Source organism: Streptomyces laurentii (assembly GCF_040635425.1).
Lineage (GTDB): Bacteria > Actinomycetota > Actinomycetes > Streptomycetales > Streptomycetaceae > Streptomyces > Streptomyces laurentii.
In genome coordinates this window covers 25982-49574 of record NZ_JBEYHT010000029.1, presented here as the reverse complement: position 1 = coordinate 49574, position 23593 = coordinate 25982, and the positions used below count along the sequence as shown (strand labels likewise).

17 protein-coding genes are annotated in these 23593 nt (G+C 72.9%); 12 read left to right on the top strand and 5 right to left on the bottom strand.

The genetic code is table 11. The features are described from left to right. Positions 1-3 precede the first annotated feature (3 nt). The 4 genes from ABZ693_RS19380 to gabT all read right to left on the bottom strand — a co-directional run bounded on the left by ABZ693_RS19380 (position 4) and on the right by gabT (position 4274). Positions 4-447, bottom strand: coding sequence for an ester cyclase (locus tag ABZ693_RS19380; RefSeq protein ID WP_359878519.1), 444 nt, complete (start codon positions 445-447; stop codon positions 4-6). A gap of 88 nt (positions 448-535) precedes the next feature. Next, positions 536-1903 carry an NAD(P)/FAD-dependent oxidoreductase gene (locus tag ABZ693_RS19375; protein WP_359878517.1) on the bottom strand — a complete coding sequence of 456 codons (1368 nt, stop codon included), beginning with the start codon at positions 1901-1903 and terminating at the stop codon, positions 536-538. 90 nt (positions 1904-1993) lie between these two features. Then, on the bottom strand, positions 1994-2767 hold the full coding sequence (locus ABZ693_RS19370; RefSeq protein WP_359878514.1) for a phosphatase PAP2 family protein: 774 nt from the start codon (positions 2765-2767) through the stop codon (positions 1994-1996). Between the two features lie 172 nt (positions 2768-2939). Then, positions 2940-4274, bottom strand: a complete 1335-nt coding sequence (gene gabT / locus ABZ693_RS19365) for a 4-aminobutyrate--2-oxoglutarate transaminase (protein ID WP_359878511.1) — start codon at positions 4272-4274, stop codon at positions 2940-2942. 267 nt (positions 4275-4541) lie between these two features. On the opposite strand from gabT, the gene ABZ693_RS19360 reads away from it, so the two are divergent. The 12 genes from ABZ693_RS19360 (at position 4542) to ABZ693_RS19305 (ending at position 22482) form a co-directional block, all read left to right on the top strand. Further along, positions 4542-7085: an ATP/GTP-binding protein gene (locus ABZ693_RS19360; RefSeq protein ID WP_359878508.1), complete on the top strand. Its 2544-nt coding sequence runs from the start codon at positions 4542-4544 to the stop codon at positions 7083-7085. 174 nt (positions 7086-7259) lie between these two features. Then, entirely contained in the window at positions 7260-8864 is a 1605-nt protein-coding gene (locus ABZ693_RS19355; protein WP_359878505.1) for a PucR family transcriptional regulator, read from the top strand. 67 nt (positions 8865-8931) lie between these two features. After that, positions 8932-9972: an EamA family transporter gene (locus ABZ693_RS19350; RefSeq protein WP_359878503.1), complete on the top strand. Its 1041-nt coding sequence runs from the start codon at positions 8932-8934 to the stop codon at positions 9970-9972. Between the two features lie 229 nt (positions 9973-10201). Next, positions 10202-11647, top strand: a complete 1446-nt coding sequence (locus ABZ693_RS19345; RefSeq protein ID WP_359878500.1) for an aldehyde dehydrogenase family protein — start codon at positions 10202-10204, stop codon at positions 11645-11647. A gap of 302 nt (positions 11648-11949) precedes the next feature. After that, complete coding sequence (locus tag ABZ693_RS19340) at positions 11950-13878, top strand: acyl-CoA dehydrogenase family protein (RefSeq protein ID WP_359878498.1); 1929 nt, start codon at positions 11950-11952, stop codon at positions 13876-13878. Between the two features lie 84 nt (positions 13879-13962). After that, positions 13963-15213 carry a 3-phosphoshikimate 1-carboxyvinyltransferase gene (gene aroA / locus ABZ693_RS19335; RefSeq protein ID WP_359878495.1) on the top strand — a complete coding sequence of 417 codons (1251 nt, stop codon included), beginning with the start codon at positions 13963-13965 and terminating at the stop codon, positions 15211-15213. 34 nt (positions 15214-15247) lie between these two features. After that, positions 15248-16498 carry a 1-deoxy-D-xylulose-5-phosphate reductoisomerase gene (gene dxr, locus ABZ693_RS19330; RefSeq protein WP_359878494.1) on the top strand — a complete coding sequence of 417 codons (1251 nt, stop codon included), beginning with the start codon at positions 15248-15250 and terminating at the stop codon, positions 16496-16498. After that, entirely contained in the window at positions 16495-17799 is a 1305-nt protein-coding gene (locus tag ABZ693_RS19325; RefSeq protein WP_359878491.1) for a M50 family metallopeptidase, read from the top strand. Before dxr ends, ABZ693_RS19325 begins: the two co-directional genes overlap by 4 nt. Before the next feature lie 122 nt (positions 17800-17921). After that, complete coding sequence (ispG, locus tag ABZ693_RS19320; protein ID WP_359878488.1) at positions 17922-19076, top strand: flavodoxin-dependent (E)-4-hydroxy-3-methylbut-2-enyl-diphosphate synthase; 1155 nt, start codon at positions 17922-17924, stop codon at positions 19074-19076. A gap of 151 nt (positions 19077-19227) precedes the next feature. Further along, positions 19228-20073 (top strand): GNAT family N-acetyltransferase, encoded by an 846-nt coding sequence (locus ABZ693_RS19315; protein ID WP_359878486.1) that lies wholly within the window; start codon positions 19228-19230, stop codon positions 20071-20073. An 81-nt stretch (positions 20074-20154) separates the two neighbouring features. Beyond that, a complete protein-coding gene (locus ABZ693_RS19310) occupies positions 20155-20712 on the top strand; it encodes a GNAT family N-acetyltransferase (RefSeq protein ID WP_359878484.1) in 558 nt (185 codons plus the stop codon). 69 nt (positions 20713-20781) lie between these two features. Continuing rightward, a complete protein-coding gene (locus tag ABZ693_RS19305; RefSeq protein WP_359878481.1) occupies positions 20782-22482 on the top strand; it encodes a proline--tRNA ligase in 1701 nt (566 codons plus the stop codon). 86 nt (positions 22483-22568) lie between these two features. Here ABZ693_RS19305 and ABZ693_RS19300 read toward each other — a convergent pair whose 3' ends face one another. After that, entirely contained in the window at positions 22569-23558 is a 990-nt protein-coding gene (locus tag ABZ693_RS19300) for a slipin family protein (RefSeq protein ID WP_359878478.1), read from the bottom strand. Positions 23559-23593 lie beyond the last annotated feature (35 nt).

Below are 23593 nucleotides of genomic sequence, written 5' to 3'. Positions count from 1 at the left end.
GGATCAGGGGCTGTCCGGCAGGACGCCGAGCTGCTGGAGCACCGACGCGCGGTCGTACACGTCCGTGCCGCGGGCGATCCGGCCGTCCTCGGCGAACTCGACCAGACACATCAGGGACAGCGAGAACGCCTTCCCCCGGCTGGACTCCGGAAGACAGGCGAACGGCTCGCGGACCGTCGCGTCGTACCGCAGCTGGGCCACCGCGTGCGCCGGGCCGATCAGCAGGTCGTGGCAGGTGACACGGATGTCCGCGAGGACTTCCTCGGTGGCGCGGAAGGACGCGTACAGCTCCTGGTGGCCGCGGTACGTGCGGTCGAAGGCCTTGTCCACGAGGACGGCGTCCTCGGTATAGAACGCCAGGGAATCGGTGCTGAGGGTGGGGGTGTTCCACACCGCGACCCAGCGCTCCATGAAGGACTTCCGCTCGTCCTCGTCGAAGGGCGGCATGGGACATCGATCCTTTCCGTGACGTGAGCTGTGCGAGCGGTGCGGGGTGTATGCGTGGTGCGCGCGTGGTGCGCGCGTGGTGCGCGTCTTACGAACGGTGCGGCCGCCGCGGCCGGCGCGCCCCGTGCCGGAGTACGGAGGCCATGACGCGCGGGCCGGCCAGTCGGGCCGGAGAACCGGACAGGCTGACGGCGTTCCAGACACCGGCGGCGACGGCGGGGTCGACGGCCGCGGCCCGCATGGTGGCCTGGAACGCCTGTCCCAAGACGCCGGTGAGGAAGGGACGGGTCCCCGGCACGTACGGCAGGGACCGGTCGGCCAGGTTGGAGAACAGCCACGAGAGGTACGAGGCCTTGGCCGCCGCACGGTAGAAACGCCGGGGGAGGCCGTCGGTGCCGGCGGCCAGACAGTCCCGCAGTGCCGCCGCCTCCAGGGCGGCGACCGTCATGCCCGCCCCGTAGATCGGGTTGAGACTGCACACCGCGTCGCCGATGGAGACCAGGCCGTCGGGAAGGCGGCGGAGCCGGTGGAAGTTCCGGCGCACCGACGCCGGGTACGCGAAGGCCGCGACCTCCGTGAGCGGCTCGGCGTGCCGGAGGGTGTCCCGCAGGGCGGCGGGCAGGAGTTCCGCCGCGAAACGGTGGAACTCCTCGGGCGCGTGCGGCGGGTGGTTCGCCTTGCCGAATCCGTACTGGGACAGCACCCAGGTGTCGTGCTCCTGCCGGGTGAGCACCAGCCCGCGCGGACGGGCGGGCGTCGCGCCGATCAGTACGCCCTTGTCCCCGCCGGCCGCGCCGGGGGCGATCCGGTAGCGGCGGCTGGCGTAGCCGACGCCGACGTGGAGGCGGTCCTCGGCGGGCTTCTCGTACCCCAGGGACGCGAGCCAGGCCGCGCCGCGGCCCGCACGACCCATGGCGTCCACGACGAGATCCGCCTCCAGCACCTCGGCGGAGCCCGCCGGGCCGGGGCGGGCCAGCCGGACCCCGCTCACCGTCGTCGCGTTCCGGGTGACGGGGGCGACGGCCTCCATGCCCGGCCGGAAGCCGATGTGAGGCACCGCGCCGACCCTGGCGCGCAGCCGGTCCTCCAGGAAGGGACGGCTCGCCTGGAGGACCTCGCCGAGCGGCACCCGGAGCAGGCGGGAACCGAAGAACACGATGTCGAGCTCGGTCAGCGCGTTGACGACGGTGGCGCCGTCGGCCGCCAGTTCCGCGACGATCCCAGGGAAGAACTCCTCCAGCGTGCTCGCGCCCCGGGACGTCAGCGAGTGCACGTGCGCGCCCTGCGGGACGCCCCGCCGGGTCGCACCGTCCTCGGGGAAGACGTCCCTCTCGACGACGGTGACGCGGGTGTAGAAGTCGGCGAGGACGCGGGCGGCGCACAGGCCGCTGATGCCCGAGCCGAGGACGACGGCGTGGCCGGTGTCCGCTCCTGTGCTGCCGGGTGCCGGATTCACGGGGGTCTCCGATCGGTCGGGGCAACGGGTCCAACGGGCCCAACGGGTCGAACCGGTCCACGAGGTCTAACGGCGCGTCCGGCCGCGCGGTCACGTCTCCGCGCGGTCGGACCCGTGAGGGGCCCGGCCCTTCCGGCCGTCGTACCGCGCCGCGTACACCGGCCAGCGCAGCAGCGGCAGGCAGAGGGCGAGGGAGGCGAGGACGTCGAGGGGCCAGTGGAAGCCGCGGAGGATCAGGCCCGCGGCCGTGACGGTGGTCAGCAGGACGGCGAGGGGGAGGAGACGGCGGGAGACCAGGTAGGCGGCGCTCACGTACGCGACCATCGCCGTGGCGGTGTGGCCGGACGGGAAGTAGCCGTGGGCCCAGGGTTCCAGCGGGCCCGGGCGGGCGGTCCATTCCTTCAGCGGGACGACCAGGAGCGGGACGGCGGCCATCGTGAGGCCCGCGGCGAGGGCGGCGGCCCGGCGGCCGCGCCACGCCGCGTACGCCATCGCGCAGGCGAGCACGGGGAGGGCGACCGTCATGTTGCCGAGGTCCGAGGCGGCCTCGGACAGGCCGCGCGGGACGGTGTCCACGAGCGCGCCGGAGAGCCGTTCGTCGAGCCGGGAGAGGGGGCCGTGGACCAGGACCTGCCAGGTGGTGACGGCGAGGACGACCAGCGCCCAGAAGACAGCCGACCGCCCCGGAACAGGGGGGGTGGTTCCGGGGCGGTCGCCGTGACCGGATCGCCGCTCGCCCCGGGGGGTGTGGGGCGGGCGGGCATCCGATCGGTGAGGAGTTCCGGAGCCCAGGGCTCCAGCGGTGTGCGCGAAGGCACGGTGTGGGCGGGGCTGGGGAGGCTCCGCCCGGGGTGTTTCTCTCATCTGCAGAAACCGTACGGCACGCGACGGGGGGACCGACAGCGGGAAAGACATTCCGCCATCGGCCCCCCACAGCTTCTTCACACGGGCCGGATTCGGTTCACGCGACGTCACTCGCCGAGCCGGCGCACGCGTTCAGCCGGGTCCGGCTGAACCGTCGGATCGGTCGGGTCCGTCAGATCCGGGCGAGGGCGCCCTCGATGATGTCCAGACCCTCGTTGAGCAGGTCCTCGCCGATGACCAGCGGCGGCAGGAAGCGGAGCACGTTGCCGTAGGTGCCGCAGGTCAGGACGAGCAGGCCCTCGTTGTGGCAGGCCTTGGCCAGCGCGGCGGCCTCGGCGGCGGCCGGCTCCTTGGTGACCGGGTCCTTGACCAGCTCGATGGCGATCATGGCGCCGCGGCCGCGGATGTCGCCGATGACCGGGAACTTCTCCTGCATCGCGGTCAGGCGGCCCTTCATGACCTCCTCGATCCGCTTCGCCTTGGCGTTGAGGTCGAGCTCCTTCATGGTCTCGATGGCGCCCAGCGCACCGGCGCACGCGACGGGGTTGCCGCCGTAGGTGCCGCCCAGGCCACCGCCGTGGACGGAGTCCATGATCTCGGCGCGGCCGGTCACGGCGGCGAGCGGCAGACCGCCCGCGATGCCCTTGGCGGTGGTGATGAGGTCCGGGACGATGCCCTCGTCCTCACAGGCGAACCACTGACCGGTCCGGCAGAAGCCGGCCTGGATCTCGTCCGCGACGAAGACGATGCCGTTGTCGTTGGCGAACTTCACGATCGCCGGCAGGAAGCCCTTGGCCGGCTCGATGAAGCCGCCCTCGCCGAGCACCGGCTCGATGATGATCGCGGCGACGTTGTCGGCGCCGATCTGCTTGGTGATCTGGTCGATGGCCTGGGCGGCGGCCTCCGGGCCGGCGTTCTCGGCACCGGTCGGCCAGCGGTAGCCGTAGGCCACCGGCACGCGGTAGACCTCGGGCGCGAACGGACCGAAGCCCTGCTTGTACGGCATGTTCTTCGCCGTCAGCGCCATCGTGAGGTTCGTACGGCCGTGGTAGCCGTGGTCGAAGACGACGACGGCCTGGCGCTTGGTGTACGAACGGGCGATCTTGACCGCGTTCTCGACCGCCTCGGCGCCCGAGTTGAACAGCGCCGACTTCTTGGCGTGGTCGCCCGGCGTCAGCTCGGCCAGCGCCTCGCAGACCGCGACGTAGCTCTCGTACGGCGTCACCATGAAGCAGGTGTGGGTGAAGTCCTGGAGCTGCGCGGAGGCGCGGCGTACGACGGCCTCGGCGGAGGCGCCGACGGAGGTCACGGCGATGCCGGAGCCGAAGTCGATCAGCAGGTTGCCGTCGACGTCCTCGATGATGCCGCCGCCGGCCCGCTTGGTGAACACCGGCAGCGTGGAGCCCACGCCACCGGCGACCGTGTCGAGGCGGCGGGCCTGAAGCTCCTGCGACTTCGGGCCGGGGATGGCGGTGACGACGCGCCGCTCCTGCGGGACAGCGTTCATGCGGGGCTCCTGGGGGTGTTCTGGACGCACTTGCGGGTTTCCTCCGCAGGCTAGGCGCGGCGGGCGCGGTGCGGCATGCGCCGATCGGGAGTGGTGGCGGGGGTCGCCTTGTCCGCGGTGGACATGGCGGGGGTGTCGTGGGCCGATGGGGCGGGCGGCCCGGGATCGGCCGTCCGGGTGGGGGAAAGCCTTCCGGCGCGGCCCGCGACCACTAGATTTGACGCCGGCACAGTTGCGGAGACCTGGCTGGTCAGGGGGCAGGGGTTCATGGAGAGCGACGGCACGTACGAGACGAGCGACACCCGGGGGGCGGCCGGACTGCCGCGCCCGTCGGCACCGCCGGTGCCGGACCGGGTGCCCCCCGCTCCGGCCGGCCCACCGGCACAGCCGCCCACCCCACCCGTACCGGGGTACGCGCCGGGGGGCGGGGCCGGGCAGGTCACTGGCGGGGACGCGGGCAAGACCGCGCCCCCGCCGCCCCGTACACCCCCGCCCGCCGCCCCGCCCCGGTCCGCCGTCGCCACGTGGATGGACGCCCCGCGGCCGAGGGTCGGGCCGGGGGTCTGGCGATTCCGTTACGTGCGGCCGGAGCCCGACGGCCCCGAGCGGCTGGCGCCCATCACCGTCGCCGGCATGCTGATCCCGCTCGCGGTCGCTCTGCTTCTCTGGGCCGCGTGGCGTCGCGAGGTCTTCCCGTACAAGATCGAGATGCTGTGGCTGCTGACCCCCAAAGAGTGGTGGTATCCGGGCACCACCGCCCCCGTGGACTGGCACGGCTCCGCGGCGCGCTCGCTGTTCGACAGTGCCTTTCTCGTCGGAATCGTCTGCGCGGCAGGCTTCCTCGGCTCCTGGGGCAAGATCAGTCGGCACTACCTCGGCCGGTACAACCCCACGGTCCGGGCTCTCCTCGCGGGAGCCATGGCGCTGGTCGCTCTCGTCTTCGTCTGGCCCGAGGCCTTCGGTCTCGACTGGGACCCGCTGCCGCTCGCGTCCGCCGTGCTCTCCGCGGTGGCCCTGCTCACCGGCGGGTTCGAGGCGTTCTCCTCGCCCGTCCTCGTCTACACCCTGTACGCGCTGATCACGGCCCTCGTCGTCTGGCCCTTCGCCCGCGTCGGCGACTGGAAGGGCCTGTGGCGCGCCCGCCGTGCCGTGCAGAACCCGCCCGCCCCCGTCCCCACCGGCCCCGAGGCCCCGCCCTCCCAGTGGCCCGAGCTCCGGGAGGCGGGCGAGTACCGCGCCGCCGACCGGCTCGTGGCCGAGGTCGCCGGCGGGCGGATGAACGACGTCGACGTCGCGCGGGTCCGCCGGGCCTGGGACGGCACCGCCCGTGACGGTGTGGGCCGGGCCGCTCTCGTCGGCGCGCTGCTCGGCGAGGGCGGCGGCGCTGCCGCCCACCCCTCAGGCGACCGCGACCTGCCGATCCGGGTCGCCGAGCACGACCTGTTCCTCGGCCAGGTGCGCGTCGGCCGGTACGCGGCGGCCGACCGCGCCCCCGCCGCGTACGTGGGCGCCGGACTCGCCCTCGACCCCGCGCTGCTCGGCACCTCGCTGCTCGCCGTCGGCCCGTCCGGCGCCGGCAAGACCCGCGCGCTCGTCGCGCCGGTCGTCGAATCGCTCACCCTCCAGGCGCTCACCGGCGGCTGCGCCGTCGTCGCCGTCGGCGAGGCGGGGGCGCCGCTCGGCCCGGACGCGGCGTACGACGTCGTCATCCGGCTCGGCGACCCGGCCTCCCCGCACGACCTGGACCTGTACGCCGGGGCGACCGACCCGGACGAGGCCGCCGTCCTGTTCGCCGAAGGGCTCGTCGGCGACCTGGAGGGCCTGGAGACCCGGCGCGCCGCCACCGTGCTCGCCCAGCTCATCGGCCCTTACCGGGCCGCGTACGGGCGCTTCCCCACCGTGCCGGTCCTCCGTGAACTGCTCGAAGCCGGCCCCGGCACCCTGCAGACGCTGCTCGACCTGCTCCCGCAGGACCAGGGGCAGAGCGCCACGGCCATGCGCCGCGAGCTGGAGTCCCGGATCCGGCAGACCGGCACGGCCGGGGATCCCGGCCCCGTGCTCGCCGACCGGCTCGCGACCCTCGACCGGCCCGTCTTCGCCGAGTTCTTCGGTGGGGGAGCGGACGCGGGCGACGGGCGGGGCTTCTCGCTGCGGGCCGTCGCCCGCCACCCCATCCGGGTGCGGATCAGCCTGCCCGAGGGCGCCCACGAGGAGGCGTCCCGGCTGCTCAACCGGCTCATCCTGGCCCAGTTCCAGGCCGTCACCCGGGACCGGGACCGGCAGGGTGCGGGGTCGGGCGCGGGCCGCGGGCACTTCGCCTGTCTCGTGCTCGACGACGCGGCCGGGGCGCTTACCCAGGGGACCGTACGGGCCCTGCAGAGGCTGCGCCCGCAGAACGCCGGTGTCGTGCTCGCCCTGCGGACCCTCGCCGAGGTGCCGGAGGCGCTGCGCGGGCCGCTGCTCGCGGTGGTCGGCTGCCGGATGGCCTTCTCCGGCATCCCCACCTGGGACGGCCGCGCCTTCGCCGACGCGTGGGGCACCGAACGGTTCGAGACGACCGAGGTCGCCCACCACACCGTCTTCGCCGACCAGCCGATGACCCGGTTCGTCCACTTCCTGCGCAAGAAGGTGACGGGCAAGGCGGTCACCACCGAGGCGGTCACCGTCCGGGAGGTCGAGCGCGAGCGCTGGTCGGCGTCCGACCTGGCGCACGCCGTCCCGCCCGGCCACGCCGTCCTGTCGCTCACCGACGTACGGGGCGATCACACCCCGCCGCTCCTCGTCGACCTGCGCCCGGCCGGCCGGGGCTGAGCGAACCGAACCCGCCCCGAACCCGATCGCTCCCCACCCCACCGCCCGATCCCGGCCGACCTGCGACGATGCGCGCGAGACCGGCGCGGGCTGGCACAATCGAGGAGGACACGCCGCCCTGGTGGACGGCGTGCCTCCGCCTCCCTCCCCGGTCCCCCGATCCGACGGTTCACGATGCCGCCCACCCTCGCCTCGCTTGTCCAGCACCCGGCGCTCAAACTCACCGTCCGCGCCGGTGAGGACCGCCTCGACGTCCCCGTGCGCTGGGCGCACGTCAGCGAGCTCGCCGACCCCGTCCCGTACATGGAGGGCGGCGAGCTGCTGCTCACCACCGCGCTCACCCTCGACGCCGAGGACCCCGAGGCGATGCGGCGGTACGTGCGGCGGCTGCGCGGCGCCGGGGTCGTCGGCCTCGGCTTCGCGGTCGGCGTCACCTACGAGGACATCCCGGCGGCGCTGGTCGACGCGGCCCGTGAGGAGCATCTGCCGCTGCTGGCGGTGCCCCGGCCGACCCCGTTCCTCGCCATCAGCAAGGCCGTTTCGGCGGCCATCGCCGCCGAGCAGTACCACTCCGTCACGGCCGGCTTCGAGGTGCAGCGCGAGCTGACCCGGGCCGCGCTCGCCGAGGGGCCGGACGCCGTCGTCGCCCGGCTCGCCGCGCACCTCGACGGCTGGGTCGCGCTGTACGACACCTCCGGCTCCGTCCTCGCCGTCGCGCCCGAGTGGGCCGCGCGCCGGGCGGCCCGGCTCGCCCCCGACGTCGAGCGGTTCCGCGAGCGGTCGGCGCCCGCCAGCACCGTGGTCGGCGGGACCGAGGACGAGGACCGGGTGGAGCTGCAGTCGCTGGGCACCGGACGCCGGGTGCGCGGGGCGCTCGCGGTCGGTACGGGCGCGCCGCTGGGCACCGCCGAGCGGTACGCGGTGCACTCCGCCATCGCCCTGCTGACGCTCACGACGGAGCGCTCCCGTTCGCTCCGGGCCGCCGAACACCGGCTGGGCGCGGCCGTCCTGCGGATGCTGCTCGCCGGGCAGACCGACCACGCGAAGGCCGTGGCCGGGGATCTGTACGGCGGGCTGCTCGACGCGCCGTTCCGGCTGCTCATCGCCGAACCGGCCGCGCCGGCGGACGGGCCGGGGACGGCCGGCGAGTTCGGCGAGACGCCGCTCGACGAGCTCGGCGAGGCCCTGGAGTCGGCGGCCGCCCGGGCCGGCGAGTCGGTCCTGGCCGTGGTGACCGAGCCCGATCCGGGGGGACCGGCGGCCGCCGGCCGCCTCGTGGTCCTCGCCGGTGCCGGGGGAGCGGTGGTCACGGCCTGCGAGCGGTATGCCGGACGCAAGGCGGAGGACACCGGCCTCGTCGCCGGCCTGTCCGCCCCGGCCGGTTCCCTCGCCGCGGCCGCCGCCTTCAAGCAGGCCGAACAGGCCCTGTCGGTGGCCCGGCGGCGCGGCCGGACGCTCGTCGAGCACGAGGACGTCGCGGCGGGATCGGTGCTGCCGCTGCTGGCCGACGACGCCGTCCGCGCGTTCGCCGACGGCCTGCTGCGCGCGCTGTACGTCCACGACGCCACCGGCCGCGGCGATCTCGTCGCCTCGCTGCGTGCCTGGCTCTCCCGGCACGGCCAGTGGGACGCGGCGGCCGCCGATCTCGGCGTCCACCGGCACACCCTGCGCTACCGGATGCGGCGCGTGGAGGAGATCCTCGGCCGCTCGCTCGACGACCCGGACGTACGGATGGAGCTGTGGCTGGCCCTCAAGGCCACCGAGGACGGTCGCGCGTAGCGGTTTCCTGCCCGATCCCGGGCAAAATTACTGGTCAGGCGGCATCTCGCTGCTTACTCTCCTGGGCATGACAAGCCCTGCCGCCGACCCCGCAGCCTCGGCGTCCGCCTCCACCCCCGCCGCTGCCTCCCCCTCCCCGTCCCTCTCCCCGTCCCCCTCCTCTTCCACCGGTTCCGGCCTCCCCGCGGAGCCCTCGTCCCCGCCCGCCCCGGGGTCCGGCCGCCGGATACCCGCCGCCGTCTGGGTGGCGCTCGGCATCGTGTACGTGGTGTGGGGATCCACGTACCTCGGGATCCGTGTCGTCGTCGAGACCCTGCCCCCGTTCCTGTCCGCCGGGGCGCGGTTCGTCGCCGCGGGCGTGATCCTGGCCGGGATCATCGCCTGGCGGCAGGGGCCCGCCGCGCTGAAGGTGAGCCCGCGTCAGCTGGCCTCGGCGGCCGTCGTCGGCCTGATGCTGCTCCTCGGCGGCAACGGGCTCATCGTGCTCGCCGAGACCTCCATCCCCTCCGGTCTCGCCGCGCTGCTCGTCGCCGTCGTGCCCGCCTGGGTCGTCGTCCTCAAGGCGCTCACCGGGGACCGGCCCACGCTCGGCGGCGCCGCGGGTGTCCTGCTCGGCCTCGCCGGTCTGGCGGTGCTCGCCCTGCCCAGCCTCAGCGGCGAGGTGCACGCCGGCGGGCTCGCCCTGGTGATCGCGGGCACCCTGCTCTGGTCGCTCGGCTCGTTCGCGTCGTCCCGGATCCCGATGCCCGCGAACCCCTTCACCGCCAGCGCGTACGAGATGCTGGCCGGCGGCCTCGCGGGCCTCGGCGTCGGCCTGGCGCGCGGCGAGCAGCGCGGCCTGGACCTGGCGGCCGTCTCCGCCCGCTCCTGGACGGGCCTCGCCTACCTCGTCGTCTTCGGCTCGCTGATCGCCTTCACCGCGTACGCCTGGCTGCTCCAGACCGCGCCGCTCTCGCTCGTCGCGACCTACGCCTACGTCAACCCCATCGTCGCCGTCACCCTCGGCGCCCTCCTCCTCGACGAGGCCCTGACCTGGCCGATCGTCCTCGGCGGTTTGATCGTCGTGGCCGGGGTGTGTCTCATCGTCTCGACGGAACGACGGCGCTGACCTCGCCGACCGGCGCCGACCGTCGCTGTTTCCCGGACCTGCACACGGGCGGGGCCCGCCCCACGGCCCTGTCACCGCAGTCCTTCTTCCCGCCAAAGCGGCCAGTATCCCCGTCCTCACCACTCCACACCGGACAAGCGACCGTGAGCCCGGTTCGCCCTAACGTGTCACGAGAGCGTGAGATCACCTCGAACCAACCACCCACCCCAACGGAAAGGGCCGGGACGCGATGACGACCACCCACGGCTTCTGGATCGCCGGCCGCGAGGCCACCGGCGAGACGACCTTCGACGTCACGAACTCGTACGACGGACGTCTGGTCGGCACCGTCTCCGTGCCCACCGAGGCTCAGGTCGAGGAGGCCGTCGCCGCCGCGCACGCCGTCGTCGACGAGTTCGCCGCCACCCCGGCGCACGTCCGCTCCGCCGCCCTCGACCACGTCGCCAAGCGGCTGGCCGAGCGCACCGAGGAGCTGGCCCAGCTGATCTCCGCCGAGAACGGCAAGCCGATCAAGTGGGCGCGCGGCGAGATCGGCCGTGCCGTGTCCGTGTTCCGCTTCGCCTCCGAGGAGGCCCGCCGCTGGAACGGCGGCGAGGTCCAGCGCCTCGACACCGAGGCCGGCGGCGTCGGCCGGCTCGCGCTCGTCCGCCGTATCCCCAAGGGTGTCGTGCTCGGCATCGCGCCGTTCAACTTCCCGCTGAACCTCGCCGCGCACAAGGTCGCCCCGGCCATCGCCGTCGGCGCCCCGATCATCCTCAAGCCGGCCCCGGCCACCCCGATCTCCTCCCTGATCCTGGGCGAGATCCTGGCCGAGACGAACCTGCCGACGGGTTCCTGGTCGATCCTCCCGGTCCCGAACGACCGCATGCCCGCCCTCGTTCAGGACGAGCGCCTGCCGGTCATCTCCTTCACGGGCTCGGACAAGGTCGGCTACGCCATCCAGCAGTCCGTGCCGCACAAGCACTGCACCCTGGAGCTCGGCGGCAACGCCGCCGCCGTCGTGCTGCCCGACTGGTCCTCCGAGGCCGACCTCGACTGGGCCGCCGGCCGCATGGCGATGTTCTCCAACTACCAGGGCGGCCAGTCCTGCATCTCCGTGCAGCGCGTGATCGTGGACGGCTCCGTCTACGACCGTCTGCTGCCGAAGATCGTCGCCGCCGTCGAGGCGCAGGTCACCGGCGACCCGGCGGACGACGCCACGGACGTCGGCCCGCTCGTCGACGAGGCCGCCGCGCAGCGCGTCGAGTCCTGGGTGGACGAGGCCGTCGCGGCCGGCGCCACGCTGCTCACGGGCGGCAAGCGGGACGGCGCGACGTACGCCCCGACCGTCCTCACCGACCTCCCGGCCGACGTCACCCTGGCCCGCTGCGAGGTCTTCGGCCCGGTCCTGACCGTCACCAAGGTCGACGGCGAGGCCGAGGCGTTCGCCATGGTCAACGACTCCGACTTCGGCCTCCAGGCCGGTGTCTTCACGCACGACCTGCAGGCCGCCTTCCGCGCCCACCGCATCCTCGAGGTCGGCGGCGTGATCATCGGCGACGTCCCGTCGTACCGTGCCGACCAGATGCCGTACGGCGGTGCCAAGCGCTCCGGCGTCGGCCGTGAGGGCGTCCGCTACGCGATGGACGACTACACCTACGAGCGTTCCCTGGTCATGACGGGCCTCGCCCTCTGAGACCTCGGACCGACCGAGATGATGACTCCCGTACGGTTTCGGCCGTACGGGTGAGGAAGACCGACGGCCGGAGCCCACTGTGCGGGGGCTCCGGCCGTCGGCCGTACGCCGGGAACGGCCGTGCCACGCGCCCGGACCCCCGGGCCCGGACCCTCGCGCCCGGACCCCCGCTCCCTCCCCGCGCGACGACTCCCCGCGCGACAACTCCCCGCCACCCCGCTTTCCCGAAGCGGAGATTTCGGGTACGACGGACAGGGAGCCACCAGGCTCCACGCCCCGACGAGCGGCGAGGTGAGCCCCTCATGTCCGCACCCACCCAGCGGTCGCCCAAGGTCACCGAACGCGAGGCCCGGCAGGTCGCCGAGGCGGCCCGCCAGCAGGACTGGCACAAGCCGAGCTTCGCCAAGGAACTCTTCCTCGGCCGGTTCCGCCTCGACCTCATCCACCCCCACCCGCTGCCCGCCGACGAGGACGTCCGGCGCGGCGAGGCGTTCCTCGCCAAGCTGCGCGCCTTCTGCGAGAGCGGCGTCGACGCCGCCCGTATCGAACGCGAGGCGCGGATCCCCGACGAGACGATCAACGGCCTGCGCGCGCTCGGCGCCTTCGGGATGAAGATCGACCCGAAATACGGCGGCCTCGGCCTCACCCAGCTGTACTACAACCGGGCCCTCGCCCTGGTCGGCTCGGTCAGTCCGGCGGTCGGCGCGCTGCTCTCCGCGCATCAGTCGATCGGCGTACCGCAGCCGCTGAAACTGTTCGGCAGCCAGGAACAGAAGGACGCGTTCCTGCCGCGCCTGGCGCGCGGCGCGATCTCCGCGTTCCTGCTCACCGAGCCCGATGTCGGCTCGGACCCGGCCCGGCTGGCGACGACCGCCGTACCCGACGGCGACGACGCGTACGTCCTCGACGGCGTGAAGCTGTGGACCACCAACGGCGTCATCGCCGAACTCCTCGTCGTCATGGCCCGCGTCCCCGCCTCCGAGGGCCACCGCGGTGGCATCACCGCGTTCGTCGTCGAGGCCGGCTCGCCCGGCATCACCGTCGAGCAGCGCAACGCCTTCATGGGTCTGCGCGGTCTGGAGAACGGCGTCACCCGCTTCCACCGGGTCCGCGTCCCCGCCGCGCACCGCATCGGTCCCGAGGGCTCCGGCCTCAAGATCGCGCTGACCACGCTCAACACCGGCCGGCTGTCGCTGCCCGCCGCCTGCGCGGGCGCCGGGAAGTGGTGTCTGAAGATCGCCCGCGAGTGGGCGGCGGAACGCGAGCAGTGGGGCAAGCCGGTCGCCCGCCACGAGGCCGTCGGCACCAAGATCTCCTTCATCGCCGCCACCGCCTTCGCCCTCGAAGCCGTGGTCGACCTCGCCTCCCAGATGGCCGACGAGGACCGCAACGACATCCGGATCGAGGCGGCGCTCGCCAAGCTGTACGGCTCCGAGATGGCCTGGCGCATCGCCGACGAGCTGGTCCAGATCCGGGGCGGCCGCGGCTACGAGACCGCCGAGTCGCTCGCCGCCCGCGGCGAACGCGCGGTCCCCGCCGAACAGCTCCTGCGCGACCTGCGCATCAACCGGATCTTCGAGGGCTCGACGGAGATCATGCACCTGCTGATCGCCCGCGAGGCCGTCGACGCCCACCTCGCCGTCGCGGGCGACATCATCGACCCCGACAAGGACCTCGCCGAGAAGGCGAGGGCGGGCGTCAAGGCCGGCGGCTTCTACGCCCGCTGGCTGCCGAAGCTCGTCGCCGGGCAGGGGCAGATCCCGGGCGCGTACGGGGAGTTCGGCGACCTCGCGACCCATCTGCGGTACGTCGAGCGCACCTCCCGCAAACTCGCCCGCGCCACCTTCTACGCGATGTCCCGCTGGCAGGGCCGGATGGAACTCAAGCAGGCCTTCCTCGGCCGGATCGTCGACATCGGCGCCGAACTCTTCGCGATGAGCGCGGTCTGCGTCCGGGCCGAACTGCTGCGCGCCACCGGTGACCACGGGCGCCCGGCGCACCAGCTCGCCGACGTCTTCTGCCGCCAGGCCAGGCTCCGTACCGACGAACTCTTCGGACGGCTGTGGGCCAACACCGACGACCTGGACCGCAAGGTCGTCGACGGCGTCCTGGCCGGCACGTACACCTGGCTGGAGGAGGGCGTCCTCGACCCCAGCGGCGAGGGCCCGTGGATCGCCGACACCACCCCCGGCCCGTCGACCCGGCCGGACGTCCACCGCACCATCGACTGACGAGGCGCGCGTACGTACGAGGGGTCCCGTCCACGGTCCGGACGGGACCCCCGCCGCGCCGCCCGCCCCGGCAGGATGTCCGCCGTGACCGTCATCGACATCCCCGGCTCCAAGTCCGTCACCGCCCGCGCCCTCTTCCTCGCCGCCGCGGCCCACGGCACCACCACCCTCCTGCGGCCGCTGCGCTCCGACGACAGCGAGGGCTTCGCCGAGGGCCTGAAGGCGCTCGGCTACGCCGTACGGCAGGAGCCGGACGCCTGGCACATCGAGGGGCGGCCCGCCGGGCCCGGCCGGACCGAGGCCGACGTGTACTGCCGCGACGGCGCCACCACCGCGCGCTTCCTGCCCGCCCTCGCCGCCGCCGGCCACGGCACCTTCCGCTTCGACGCCTCCCCGCAGATGCGCCGCCGCCCCCTCGGCCCGCTCACCACGGCCCTCGCGGAGCTCGGCGCCGAGCTGACCCACGGTGACCGGGAGGGCCACCACCCGCTGACCGTCACCGCCCGCGGCATCCGCGGCGGCGCGCTCCGCCTCGACGCCGGCCAGTCCTCCCAGTACCTCACCGCGCTCCTGCTGCTCGGCCCGCTCACCGCCGAGGGCCTCGCCGTCACCGTCACGGACCTGGTCTCGGAGCCGTACGTCGAGATCACCCTCGCGATGATGCGGTCCTTCGGCGCGGAGATCACCCGCACCGAGGAAGCGGACGGCGCCCGTACGTACACCGTCGCCCCGACCGGCTACCGCGCGACGCGCTACGCCGTCGAGCCCGACGCCTCCACCGCGAGCTACTTCTTCGCCGCGGCCGCCCTCCACCCCGGCGCCGCCGTCACCGTCCCCGGCCTCGGCACCGGCGCGCTCCAGGGCGACCTCGCCTTCACCGGCGTCCTGCGCCGCATGGGCGCCGACGTGACGACGACGGCCGAGGGCACCACCGTCCGCTCCACCGGCACCCTGCGCGGTCTCACCGTGAACATGCGGGACATCTCGGACACCATGCCGACCCTCGCCGCGCTCGCGCCCTTTGCCGACGGCCCGGTCCGCATCGAGGACGTAGCCAACACGCGCGTGAAGGAATGCGACCGGCTCGACGCCTGTGCCGAGAACCTCCGCCGCCTCGGGGTGAGCGTCGCCACCGGCCCCGACTGGATCGAGATCCGGCCCGGCGTCCCCGCCGGCCCCGCCGAGATCGCGACCCGCGGCGATCACCGCATCGTCATGTCCTTCGCGGTCACGGCCCTGCGCACACCCGGCATCACGTTCGACGACCCCGGCTGCGTACGGAAGACCTTCCCGGACTTTCACGCCGCTTTCGACGCGTTCCGCCGGACCCTGTGAAGGACGCACAGTCTTTGCGGCAACAATGGGGTGCATGAGCGATCGCCCCTCTCCTCTCGCCGACCCGCACACCGCCTTCGACGTTTCCGAAGGGCGCCGGGACATCGTCGTCCTCGGCTCGACCGGTTCCATCGGCACCCAGGCCGTCGACCTGGTCCTGCGCAACCCCGACCGGTTCCGGGTCACCGCCCTCGCCGCCTCCGGCAGCCGGATCGGGCTGCTCGCCGAGCAGGCGCACCGGCTGCGGGCCGGCACGGTCGCGGTCGCCCGCGAGGACGCGGTCGAGGACCTGCGTACGGCTCTGAAGGCGCTGTACGGCTCCGAGCCGCTGCCCGAGATCCTGGCCGGCCCCGACGCCGCCACCCAGGTCGCCGCCTCCCCCTGCCACACCGTGCTCAACGGCATCACCGGTTCCATCGGCCTCGCGCCCACGCTCGCCGCCCTGGAGGCCGGCCGCACCCTGGCGCTCGCCAACAAGGAGTCGCTGATCGTCGGCGGCCCGCTGGTGAAGGGGCTGGCCAAGCCCGGCCAGATCATCCCGGTCGACTCCGAGCACGCCGCGCTCTTCCAGGCGCTCGCCGCCGGCAGCCGCCAGGACGTCCGCAAGCTCGTCGTCACCGCCTCCGGCGGCCCGTTCCGCGGCCGGACCCGTGACCAGCTGGCCCACGTGACCCGCGCGGAGGCGCTGGCGCACCCGACGTGGGCGATGGGCCCCGTCATCACGATCAACAGCGCGACGCTCGTGAACAAGGGTCTGGAGGTCATCGAGGCCCACCTGCTCTACGACATCCCGTTCGACCGCATCGAGGTCGTCGTCCACCCCCAGTCGTACGTGCACTCCATGGTCGAGTTCACCGACGGCTCGACGCTCGCCCAGGCCACCCCGCCGGACATGCGCGGCCCCATCGCCATCGGCATCGGCTGGCCCGAGCGGATCCCGGACGCCGCCCCGGCCTTCGACTGGTCCAAGGCCTCCACTTGGGAGTTCTTCCCGCTCGACAACGAGGCCTTCCCGTCCGTCAACCTCGCCCGCCACGTCGGCGGACTCGGCGGCACCGCGCCCGCCGTCTTCAACGCCGCCAACGAGGAGTGCGTGGACGCCTTCCTCCACGGCGACCTGCCGTTCCACGCGATCATGGACACCGTCACGTCGGTCGTCGACGAGCACGGCGACCCCGGCCAGGGAACTTCCCTGACGGTGCCGGACGTCCTGGAAGCGGAGACCTGGGCGCGGGCCCGGGCCCGGGAACTCTCGGCGAAGGCCATCGCGGAGGCGCGCGCATGACGGTATTCCTGTACGTGCTGGGTCTGGTGCTGTTCGCGCTGGGCCTGCTCGTCTCCATCGCCTGGCACGAACTGGGCCACCTCTCCACGGCCAAGATCTTCGGCATCCGGGTGCCGCAGTACATGGTCGGCTTCGGCCCGACCATCTGGTCGTGGAAGAAGGGCGAGACGGAGTACGGCTTCAAGGCCATCCCGGCCGGCGGCTACATCCGCATGATCGGCATGTTCCCGCCCGGCAAGGACGGCCGGATCGAGGCCCGCTCGACCTCCCCCTGGCGCAGCATGATCGAGGACGCCCGCGAGGCGTCCTTCGAGGAGCTGGAGCCCGGCGACGAGGACCGCCTCTTCTACACGCGCAAGCCGTGGAAGCGCGTCATCGTCATGTTCGCCGGGCCGTTCATGAACCTGGTGCTCGCCGTCGTCCTGTTCTTCGGCAGCGCCATGGCCATCGGCTTCGAGGCCCAGACCACCAAGGTCGCCGGCGTCACCAACTGCGTCATCGACCAGAGCGAGAAGCGCGACGCCTGCAAGCCCAGCGACCGGCCCTCGCCCGCGAAGGCGGCCGGCCTGCTCAAGGGCGACCGGATCGTGGCCTTCGACGGTGAGCGGGTCTCCGACTGGAACACCCTCTCCGACCGCATCCGCGCCACCACCGGCCCCGCCACCCTCACCGTCGAACGAGACGGCAAGGAAGTGGGCCTGAAGGCGACGCTCCTGGAGAACAAGGTCCTCAAGAAGGACGCCGACGGAAACGTCGTCCAGCCCCTCCAGTACGTCTCCGCCGGCTACCTCGGCTTCGAATCGGGCCGCGAAGTCGTCCCGCTCACTTTCGGACAGTCGGCCGACCGGATGTCCCAGCAGCTCCAGGCCGGCGTCGAATCCGTCCTCGCGCTGCCCGGCAAGATCCCCGCCCTGTGGGACGCCGCCTTCGGCGACGGCGAACGCAAGCAGGACTCGCCCGTCGGCGTCGTCGGCGCCGCCCGCATCAGCGGCGAGCTGATGACCGTGGACGCGCCGCCCCAGACGATCCTCGTCTGGTTCATGAACCTGCTGGTCATGTTCAACGTGTCGCTGTTCCTGTTCAACATGCTCCCGCTGCTCCCGCTCGACGGCGGCCACATCGCCGGCGCCCTGTGGGAGTCGGTCCGCCGGCACGCCGCGCGGATCTTCAAGCGGCCCGACCCGGGCCCGTTCGACGTCGCGAAGCTGATGCCCGTCGCGTATGTCGTCGCTGGAGTCTTCGTCTGCTTCACCCTGCTCGTCCTCGTCGCCGACGTCGTCAACCCGGTGAAACTCACCTGACGACGGAGCGACTCCGGTGGCCGGAACCCGTGCGGTGTCCGGCCACCGGCCGTAGGGGCGGTAACCTCGAATACCTCGAAGCACCTGAGCCGGATGAACCACACCTTGGGGTTGTACAGCTGATGACCGCGATCTCTCTCGGTATCCCGACCGTTCCGATCAAGCTCGCCGAGCGGCGCAAGAGCCGGCAGATCCAGGTCGGATCGGTGGCGGTCGGCGGCGACGCCCCCGTGTCGGTCCAGTCGATGACCACGACCCGTACGTCCGACATCGGCGCCACCCTCCAGCAGATCGCCGAGCTGACCGCCTCCGGCTGCCAGATCGTGCGCGTGGCCTGCCCCACCCAGGACGACGCCGACGCCCTCGCCACCATCGCGAGGAAGTCGCAGATCCCGGTCATCGCCGACATCCACTTCCAGCCCAAGTACGTGTTCGCCGCCATCGACGCCGGCTGCGCCGCGGTCCGCGTCAACCCGGGCAACATCAAGCAGTTCGACGACAAGGTCAAGGAGATCGCCAAGGCGGCGGGCGACGCGCGCGTCCCGATCCGCATCGGCGTGAACGCGGGCTCCCTCGACCGCCGCCTGCTCCAGAAGTACGGCAAGGCCACCCCGGAGGCCCTCGTCGAGTCGGCGCTCTGGGAGGCGTCCCTCTTCGAGGAGCACGGCTTCCGCGACATCAAGATCTCGGTCAAGCACAACGACCCGGTCGTGATGGTCAACGCCTACCGCCAGCTCGCCGCCCAGTGCGACTACCCGCTGCACCTCGGCGTCACCGAGGCCGGCCCCGCCTTCCAGGGCACCATCAAGTCCGCCGTCGCCTTCGGCGCGCTGCTCGCCGAGGGCATCGGCGACACCATCCGCGTCTCCCTCTCCGCCCCGCCGGTCGAGGAGATCAAGGTCGGCAACCAGATCCTGGAGTCCCTGAACCTCCGTCCGCGGAAGCTGGAGATCGTCTCCTGCCCGTCCTGCGGCCGTGCCCAGGTCGACGTCTACAAGCTCGCCGAGGAGGTCACTGCCGGCCTCGAGGGCATGGAGGTCCCGCTGCGCGTGGCCGTCATGGGCTGTGTCGTCAACGGCCCCGGCGAGGCCCGCGAGGCCGACCTGGGCGTCGCCTCCGGCAACGGCAAGGGCCAGATCTTCGTGAAGGGCGAGGTCATCAAGACCGTCCCCGAGTCGAAGATCGTCGAGACCCTGATCGACGAGGCCATGAAGATCGCCGAGCAGATGGAGAAGGACGGCGTCGAGAGCGGCGAGCCCTCGGTCTCGATTTCGTAGTTTGACGGTCCCCCGGAGTGGGCCCGGTCCGCCAGGAGTGGGCCGGGCCCACGCCCGTACCGGCGAACCCGTCCCCACCCCACTCGCCCCAAGCCGTAAAAAAGCCGGGGTACAGTGCGAGCATCAGCGGATGTGTAGGTGAGGGCCTGGCGTGTTGACGCAATCATCGACGCGGGTCCTCGAGCCCGCCGACCTCGGGGCCGCGCTCGCCGTGCTGCAGAGTGCTCCCGTCGAGAACGCCTTCGTCACCGCGCGCGTGCAGGCCGCGGGGCTGGACCCGTGGCGGCTCGGCGGGGAGATGTGGGGCTGGTACAGCGAGGGGCGGCTGCGGTCGCTCTGTTACGCGGGGGCCAATCTCGTGCCCATCTGCGCCACCCCCGAGGCCGTTCGCGCGTTCGCGGACCGGGCCCGCCGGGTCGGGCGTCGCTGTTCCTCGATCGTCGGGCCCGCGGAGCCCACGGCCCTGCTGTGGAGCCTGCTGGAGCCCGGCTGGGGCCCGGCCAGGGACATCCGGGCCCATCAGCCGCTGATGGCGTCCGAGAAGCCGTCGGTGGACGTGACAGCCGATCCGTACGTCCGCCGGGTCCGCAAGGACGAGATGGACGTGATCATGCCCGCCTGCGTGGCCATGTTCACCGAGGAGGTCGGTGTCTCGCCGCTCGCCGGGGACGGCGGGCTGCTCTACCAGGCGCGGGTCGCGGAGCTGGTCGGCTCGGGGCGGGCGTTCGCGCGGATCGACGACGGCAAGGTCGTCTTCAAGGCCGAGATCGGCGCCGCCACCCGTGAGGCCTGCCAGATCCAGGGGGTCTGGGTGGCTCCCGAGCACCGCGGCAAGGGCCTGTCGGAGACCGGCATGGCCGCCGTGCTGCGTTACGCGCTCGCCGATGTCGCGCCCGTGGTCAGCCTGTACGTGAACGACTACAACGTGCCGGCCCGGGCCGCGTACCGCCGGGTCGGGTTCCAGGAGGTCGGCGCGTTCATGAGCGTGCTGTTCTGACCGGAGGCCCCGGCCCGAGGACCTCGCCCCCGGGGCCCCGCCCCGAGGCCCGGTCCCGCCCCTGCCGATAGGGTGCCGCGCATGGATGACACCGAGGTCGTGATCGCGCCGGTCGACCTGGCCGCCCGGGTCGACGAGGCCCTCGCCGTGCAGGCCCTCGCCTTCGGCCTCGACGACGCCGAGGTCGCCGTACGCCGCCATATCGTCGTACGCCACCTCCTCAGCCCCGGCGCCCGCGCGCTGGGCGCGACCACCGCCGACGGGCGGCTGGTCGGCTTCGTGTACGGGATGCCCAACGACCGCTCCCACTGGTGGTCCACGGTCGTCGAGCCGTATCTGAGGGTCAGCGGCAGCGAGGGCTGGCTGGCCGACTCCTTCGTGATCACCGAGCTGCATGTGCACCCCGCCTACCAGGGCCGGGGCGTCGGCCGCCGGCTCATCACCGCCCTCACCGACGGATCCGACCTGCCGCGCTCGATCCTGTCCGCGATCGACACCGAGAGCCCGGCCCGCGCGCTCTACCGTTCCCTCGGCTACACCGACCTCGCGCGCCGGGTCCACTTCCCGAGCGCACCGCGCCCGTACGCGGTGATGGGCGCTCCGCTGCCGCTGCGCCGGGGGAGCGGCGGCGGGAACTGATTTCTCCGAGCCGGGGGCGCCCCGCTAACCTCGGGGCCATCACCCTTTTCCGGCAGGAGTACGAGAACCATGGCCAACGCACCGGTCCAGCGCATGTCCCAGTTGATGGCGAAGACGCTGCGCGACGACCCGGCGGACGCCGAGGTCCTCAGCCACAAGCTGCTCGTCCGCGCCGGCTACGTCCGCCGCACCGCCGCCGGCATCTGGAGCTGGCTGCCGCTGGGCAAGAAGGTCCTCTCCAACGTGGAGCGGATCGTCCGCGAGGAGATGGACGCCATCGGCGCCCAGGAGGTCTCGCTGCCCGCCCTGCTGCCCCGTGAGCCCTACGAGGCCACCGGCCGCTGGGAGGAGTACGGCGCCGAGCTGTTCCGCCTCAAGGACCGCAAGGGCGGCGACTACCTCCTCGGCCCCACCCACGAGGAGATCTTCACCCTGCTGGTCAAGGACCAGTGCACGTCCTACAAGGACCTGCCGGTGATCCTCTACCAGATCCAGACCAAGTTCCGTGACGAGGCCCGGCCCCGCGCGGGCATCCTGCGCGGCCGCGAGTTCCTGATGAAGGACTCGTACTCCTTCGACCTGGAGGACGAGGGCCTCGCCCACTCGTACGCGCTGCACCGCCAGGCGTACCAGCGGATCTTCGAGCGTCTCGGCCTCGACTACCGCATCTGCGCCGCCACCGCCGGCGCCATGGGCGGCTCGAAGTCCGAGGAGTTCCTGGCCCCGGCCGAGGCCGGCGAGGACACCTTCGCCGACTGCCCGAACTGCGACTTCGCGGCGAACACCGAGGCCGTCTCCTACGTGCTGAAGCCCGTCGACGGCTCCGCCGTCCCGGCCGCCGAGGAGATCCCCACCCCCGACACCCCGACCATCGAGACGCTCGCCGCCTCCCTCGGCGTGCCGGCCTCCGCCACGCTGAAGAACCTGCTGGTGAAGGTCGACGGCGAGATCGTCGCCGTCGGCGTCCCCGGCGACCGCGAGGTCGACATGGGCAAGGTCGAGGCGCACTTCGCCCCGGCCACCGTCGAGATGGTCACCGAGACCGACTTCGCCGGGCGCGCCGACCTGGTGCGCGGCTACGTCGGCCCGCAGGGTCTGGAGAAGGTCGGCTACATCGCCGACCCGCGCGTCGCGCCCGGCACCGCCTGGATCACCGGCGCCAACAAGGAGGGCCTGCACGCGAAGAACGTCGTCGCGGGCCGTGACTTCGAGGTGGACGCGTACGTGGACGTGGTCGTCGTCCAGGACGGCGACCCCTGCCCCAAGTGCGGCACCGGCCTGACCCTGGACCGCGCCATCGAGATCGGCCACATCTTCCAGCTGGGCCGCAAGTACGCCGACGCCCTCAAGCTCGATGTCCTCGGCCAGAACGGCAAGCCCTCCCGCGTCACCATGGGCTCGTACGGCATCGGCGTCTCGCGCGCCGTCGCCGCGCTCGCCGAGCAGACCGCCGACGAGAAGGGCCTGTGCTGGTCCGCCGAGGTCGCCCCGGCCGACGTGCACGTCGTCGCCGCCGGCAAGGCGCTCCAGACCGAGCTGGCCCTGGAGGTCTCCGACAAGCTGGCCGCGGCCGGCCTGCGCGTCCTTGTCGACGACCGCGCCGGGGTCTCCCCGGGCGTCAAGTTCACGGACTCCGAGCTCATCGGCGTCCCGAAGATCCTGGTCGCCGGCCGCCGCGCGGGTGAGGGCGTCCTGGAGCTGAAGGACCGCCGCACGGGCGAGCGCGAGGAGCTGACGGTGGACGAGGCGATCGCCCGCCTCTCCGCCTGACGGTCGTCGTGGACACGCAGGCACGTAGACACCTGCGTACGACGAAGGGGTGCGGTTCCTCACGGGCGCGCACCCCTTCGTCCGCGCTACGACCGTTCCTCGCCCTCCTTCGCGGCCGGCTCCACCGACGGACCGGTCAGGTCCGCGATGGCCCGCGCCGCGTCCGCGCGGCCCGCGAGATACGCCGCCGACGGCGGGGGAGAGGCCGGGATCTCGGCCTGCTTCGCAGGGGCTTGGGCCTCGGCCTGCGGCTCGGCCCGTGCCTCAGCCTGCGGTTCGGCCTGGGTCCGTGCCTGCGCCTGTGCCTGGGCCGTCTCGGAAGCGCCGCGCTCCAGGAAGCGCAGCAGCTCCACCGGGATCGGCAGGACCAGCGTCGAGTTCTTCTCCGCCGCCACGGCCATCACGGTCTGCAGCAGCCGCAGCTGGAGCGCGGAGGGCGTGTCCGCCATCTGGCGCGCCGCCTCCGCCAGCTTCTTCGACGCCTGGAGTTCCGCGTCCGCGTTGATCAGCCGCGCGCGCCGCTCCCGGTCCGCCTCCGCCTGCCGGGCCATGGAGCGCTTCATCGTCTCCGGCAGTGACACGTCCTTGATCTCGACGCGGTCGATCTGCACGCCCCAGCCGATGGCGGGGGAGTCCAGCATCAGTTCCAGGCCCTGGTTGAGCTTCTCGCGGTTGGACAGCAGGTCGTCGAGGTCGCTCTTGCCGATGATCGACCGCAGCGAGGTCTGCGCCATCTGCGAGACCGCGAACTTGTAGTCCTCCACGCGCACCAGGGCCTCGGCCGCGTCGACGACCTTGAAGTAGACGACCGCGTCCACGCGCACGGTCACGTTGTCGCGGGTGATGCCCTCCTGGGCCGGCACCGGCATCGTCACGATCTGCATGTTCACTTTGTGCAGCCGGTCGACGCCCGGGACGATCATCGTGATACCGGGCTGGCGCACCTCGGCGACCAGCTTGCCGAAGCGGAACACCACGCCACGCTCGTACTGCTTCACCACGCGCGCCGCCGCTCCCGCGTACACCACGATCACGGCACCGGCCGCGGCGGCCGCCGTCAAGAGCTCTTGGATCATTACGGCCCCCTGGGGAAGGGTTACAGCAAGGGTAT

Excerpts from the sequence above, each read along its gene's own strand:
- ABZ693_RS19380 (WP_359878519.1), bottom strand. The coding sequence starts at position 447 with ATGCCGCCCTTCGACGAGGACGAGCGGAAGTCCTTCATGGAGCGCTGG.
- ABZ693_RS19370 (WP_359878514.1), bottom strand. The coding sequence starts at position 2,767 with ATGAGAGAAACACCCCGGGCGGAGCCTCCCCAGCCCCGCCCACACCGT.
- gabT (WP_359878511.1), bottom strand. The coding sequence starts at position 4,274 with ATGAACGCTGTCCCGCAGGAGCGGCGCGTCGTCACCGCCATCCCCGGC.
- ABZ693_RS19360 (WP_359878508.1), top strand. The coding sequence starts at position 4,542 with ATGGAGAGCGACGGCACGTACGAGACGAGCGACACCCGGGGGGCGGCC.
- ABZ693_RS19355 (WP_359878505.1), top strand. The coding sequence starts at position 7,260 with ATGCCGCCCACCCTCGCCTCGCTTGTCCAGCACCCGGCGCTCAAACTC.
- ABZ693_RS19350 (WP_359878503.1), top strand. The coding sequence starts at position 8,932 with ATGACAAGCCCTGCCGCCGACCCCGCAGCCTCGGCGTCCGCCTCCACC.
- ABZ693_RS19345 (WP_359878500.1), top strand. The coding sequence starts at position 10,202 with ATGACGACCACCCACGGCTTCTGGATCGCCGGCCGCGAGGCCACCGGC.
- ABZ693_RS19340 (WP_359878498.1), top strand. The coding sequence starts at position 11,950 with ATGTCCGCACCCACCCAGCGGTCGCCCAAGGTCACCGAACGCGAGGCC.
- dxr (WP_359878494.1), top strand. The coding sequence starts at position 15,248 with ATGAGCGATCGCCCCTCTCCTCTCGCCGACCCGCACACCGCCTTCGAC.
- ABZ693_RS19325 (WP_359878491.1), top strand. The coding sequence starts at position 16,495 with ATGACGGTATTCCTGTACGTGCTGGGTCTGGTGCTGTTCGCGCTGGGC.
- ispG (WP_359878488.1), top strand. The coding sequence starts at position 17,922 with ATGACCGCGATCTCTCTCGGTATCCCGACCGTTCCGATCAAGCTCGCC.
- ABZ693_RS19310 (WP_359878484.1), top strand. The coding sequence starts at position 20,155 with ATGGATGACACCGAGGTCGTGATCGCGCCGGTCGACCTGGCCGCCCGG.
- ABZ693_RS19305 (WP_359878481.1), top strand. The coding sequence starts at position 20,782 with ATGGCCAACGCACCGGTCCAGCGCATGTCCCAGTTGATGGCGAAGACG.
- ABZ693_RS19300 (WP_359878478.1), bottom strand. The coding sequence starts at position 23,558 with ATGATCCAAGAGCTCTTGACGGCGGCCGCCGCGGCCGGTGCCGTGATC.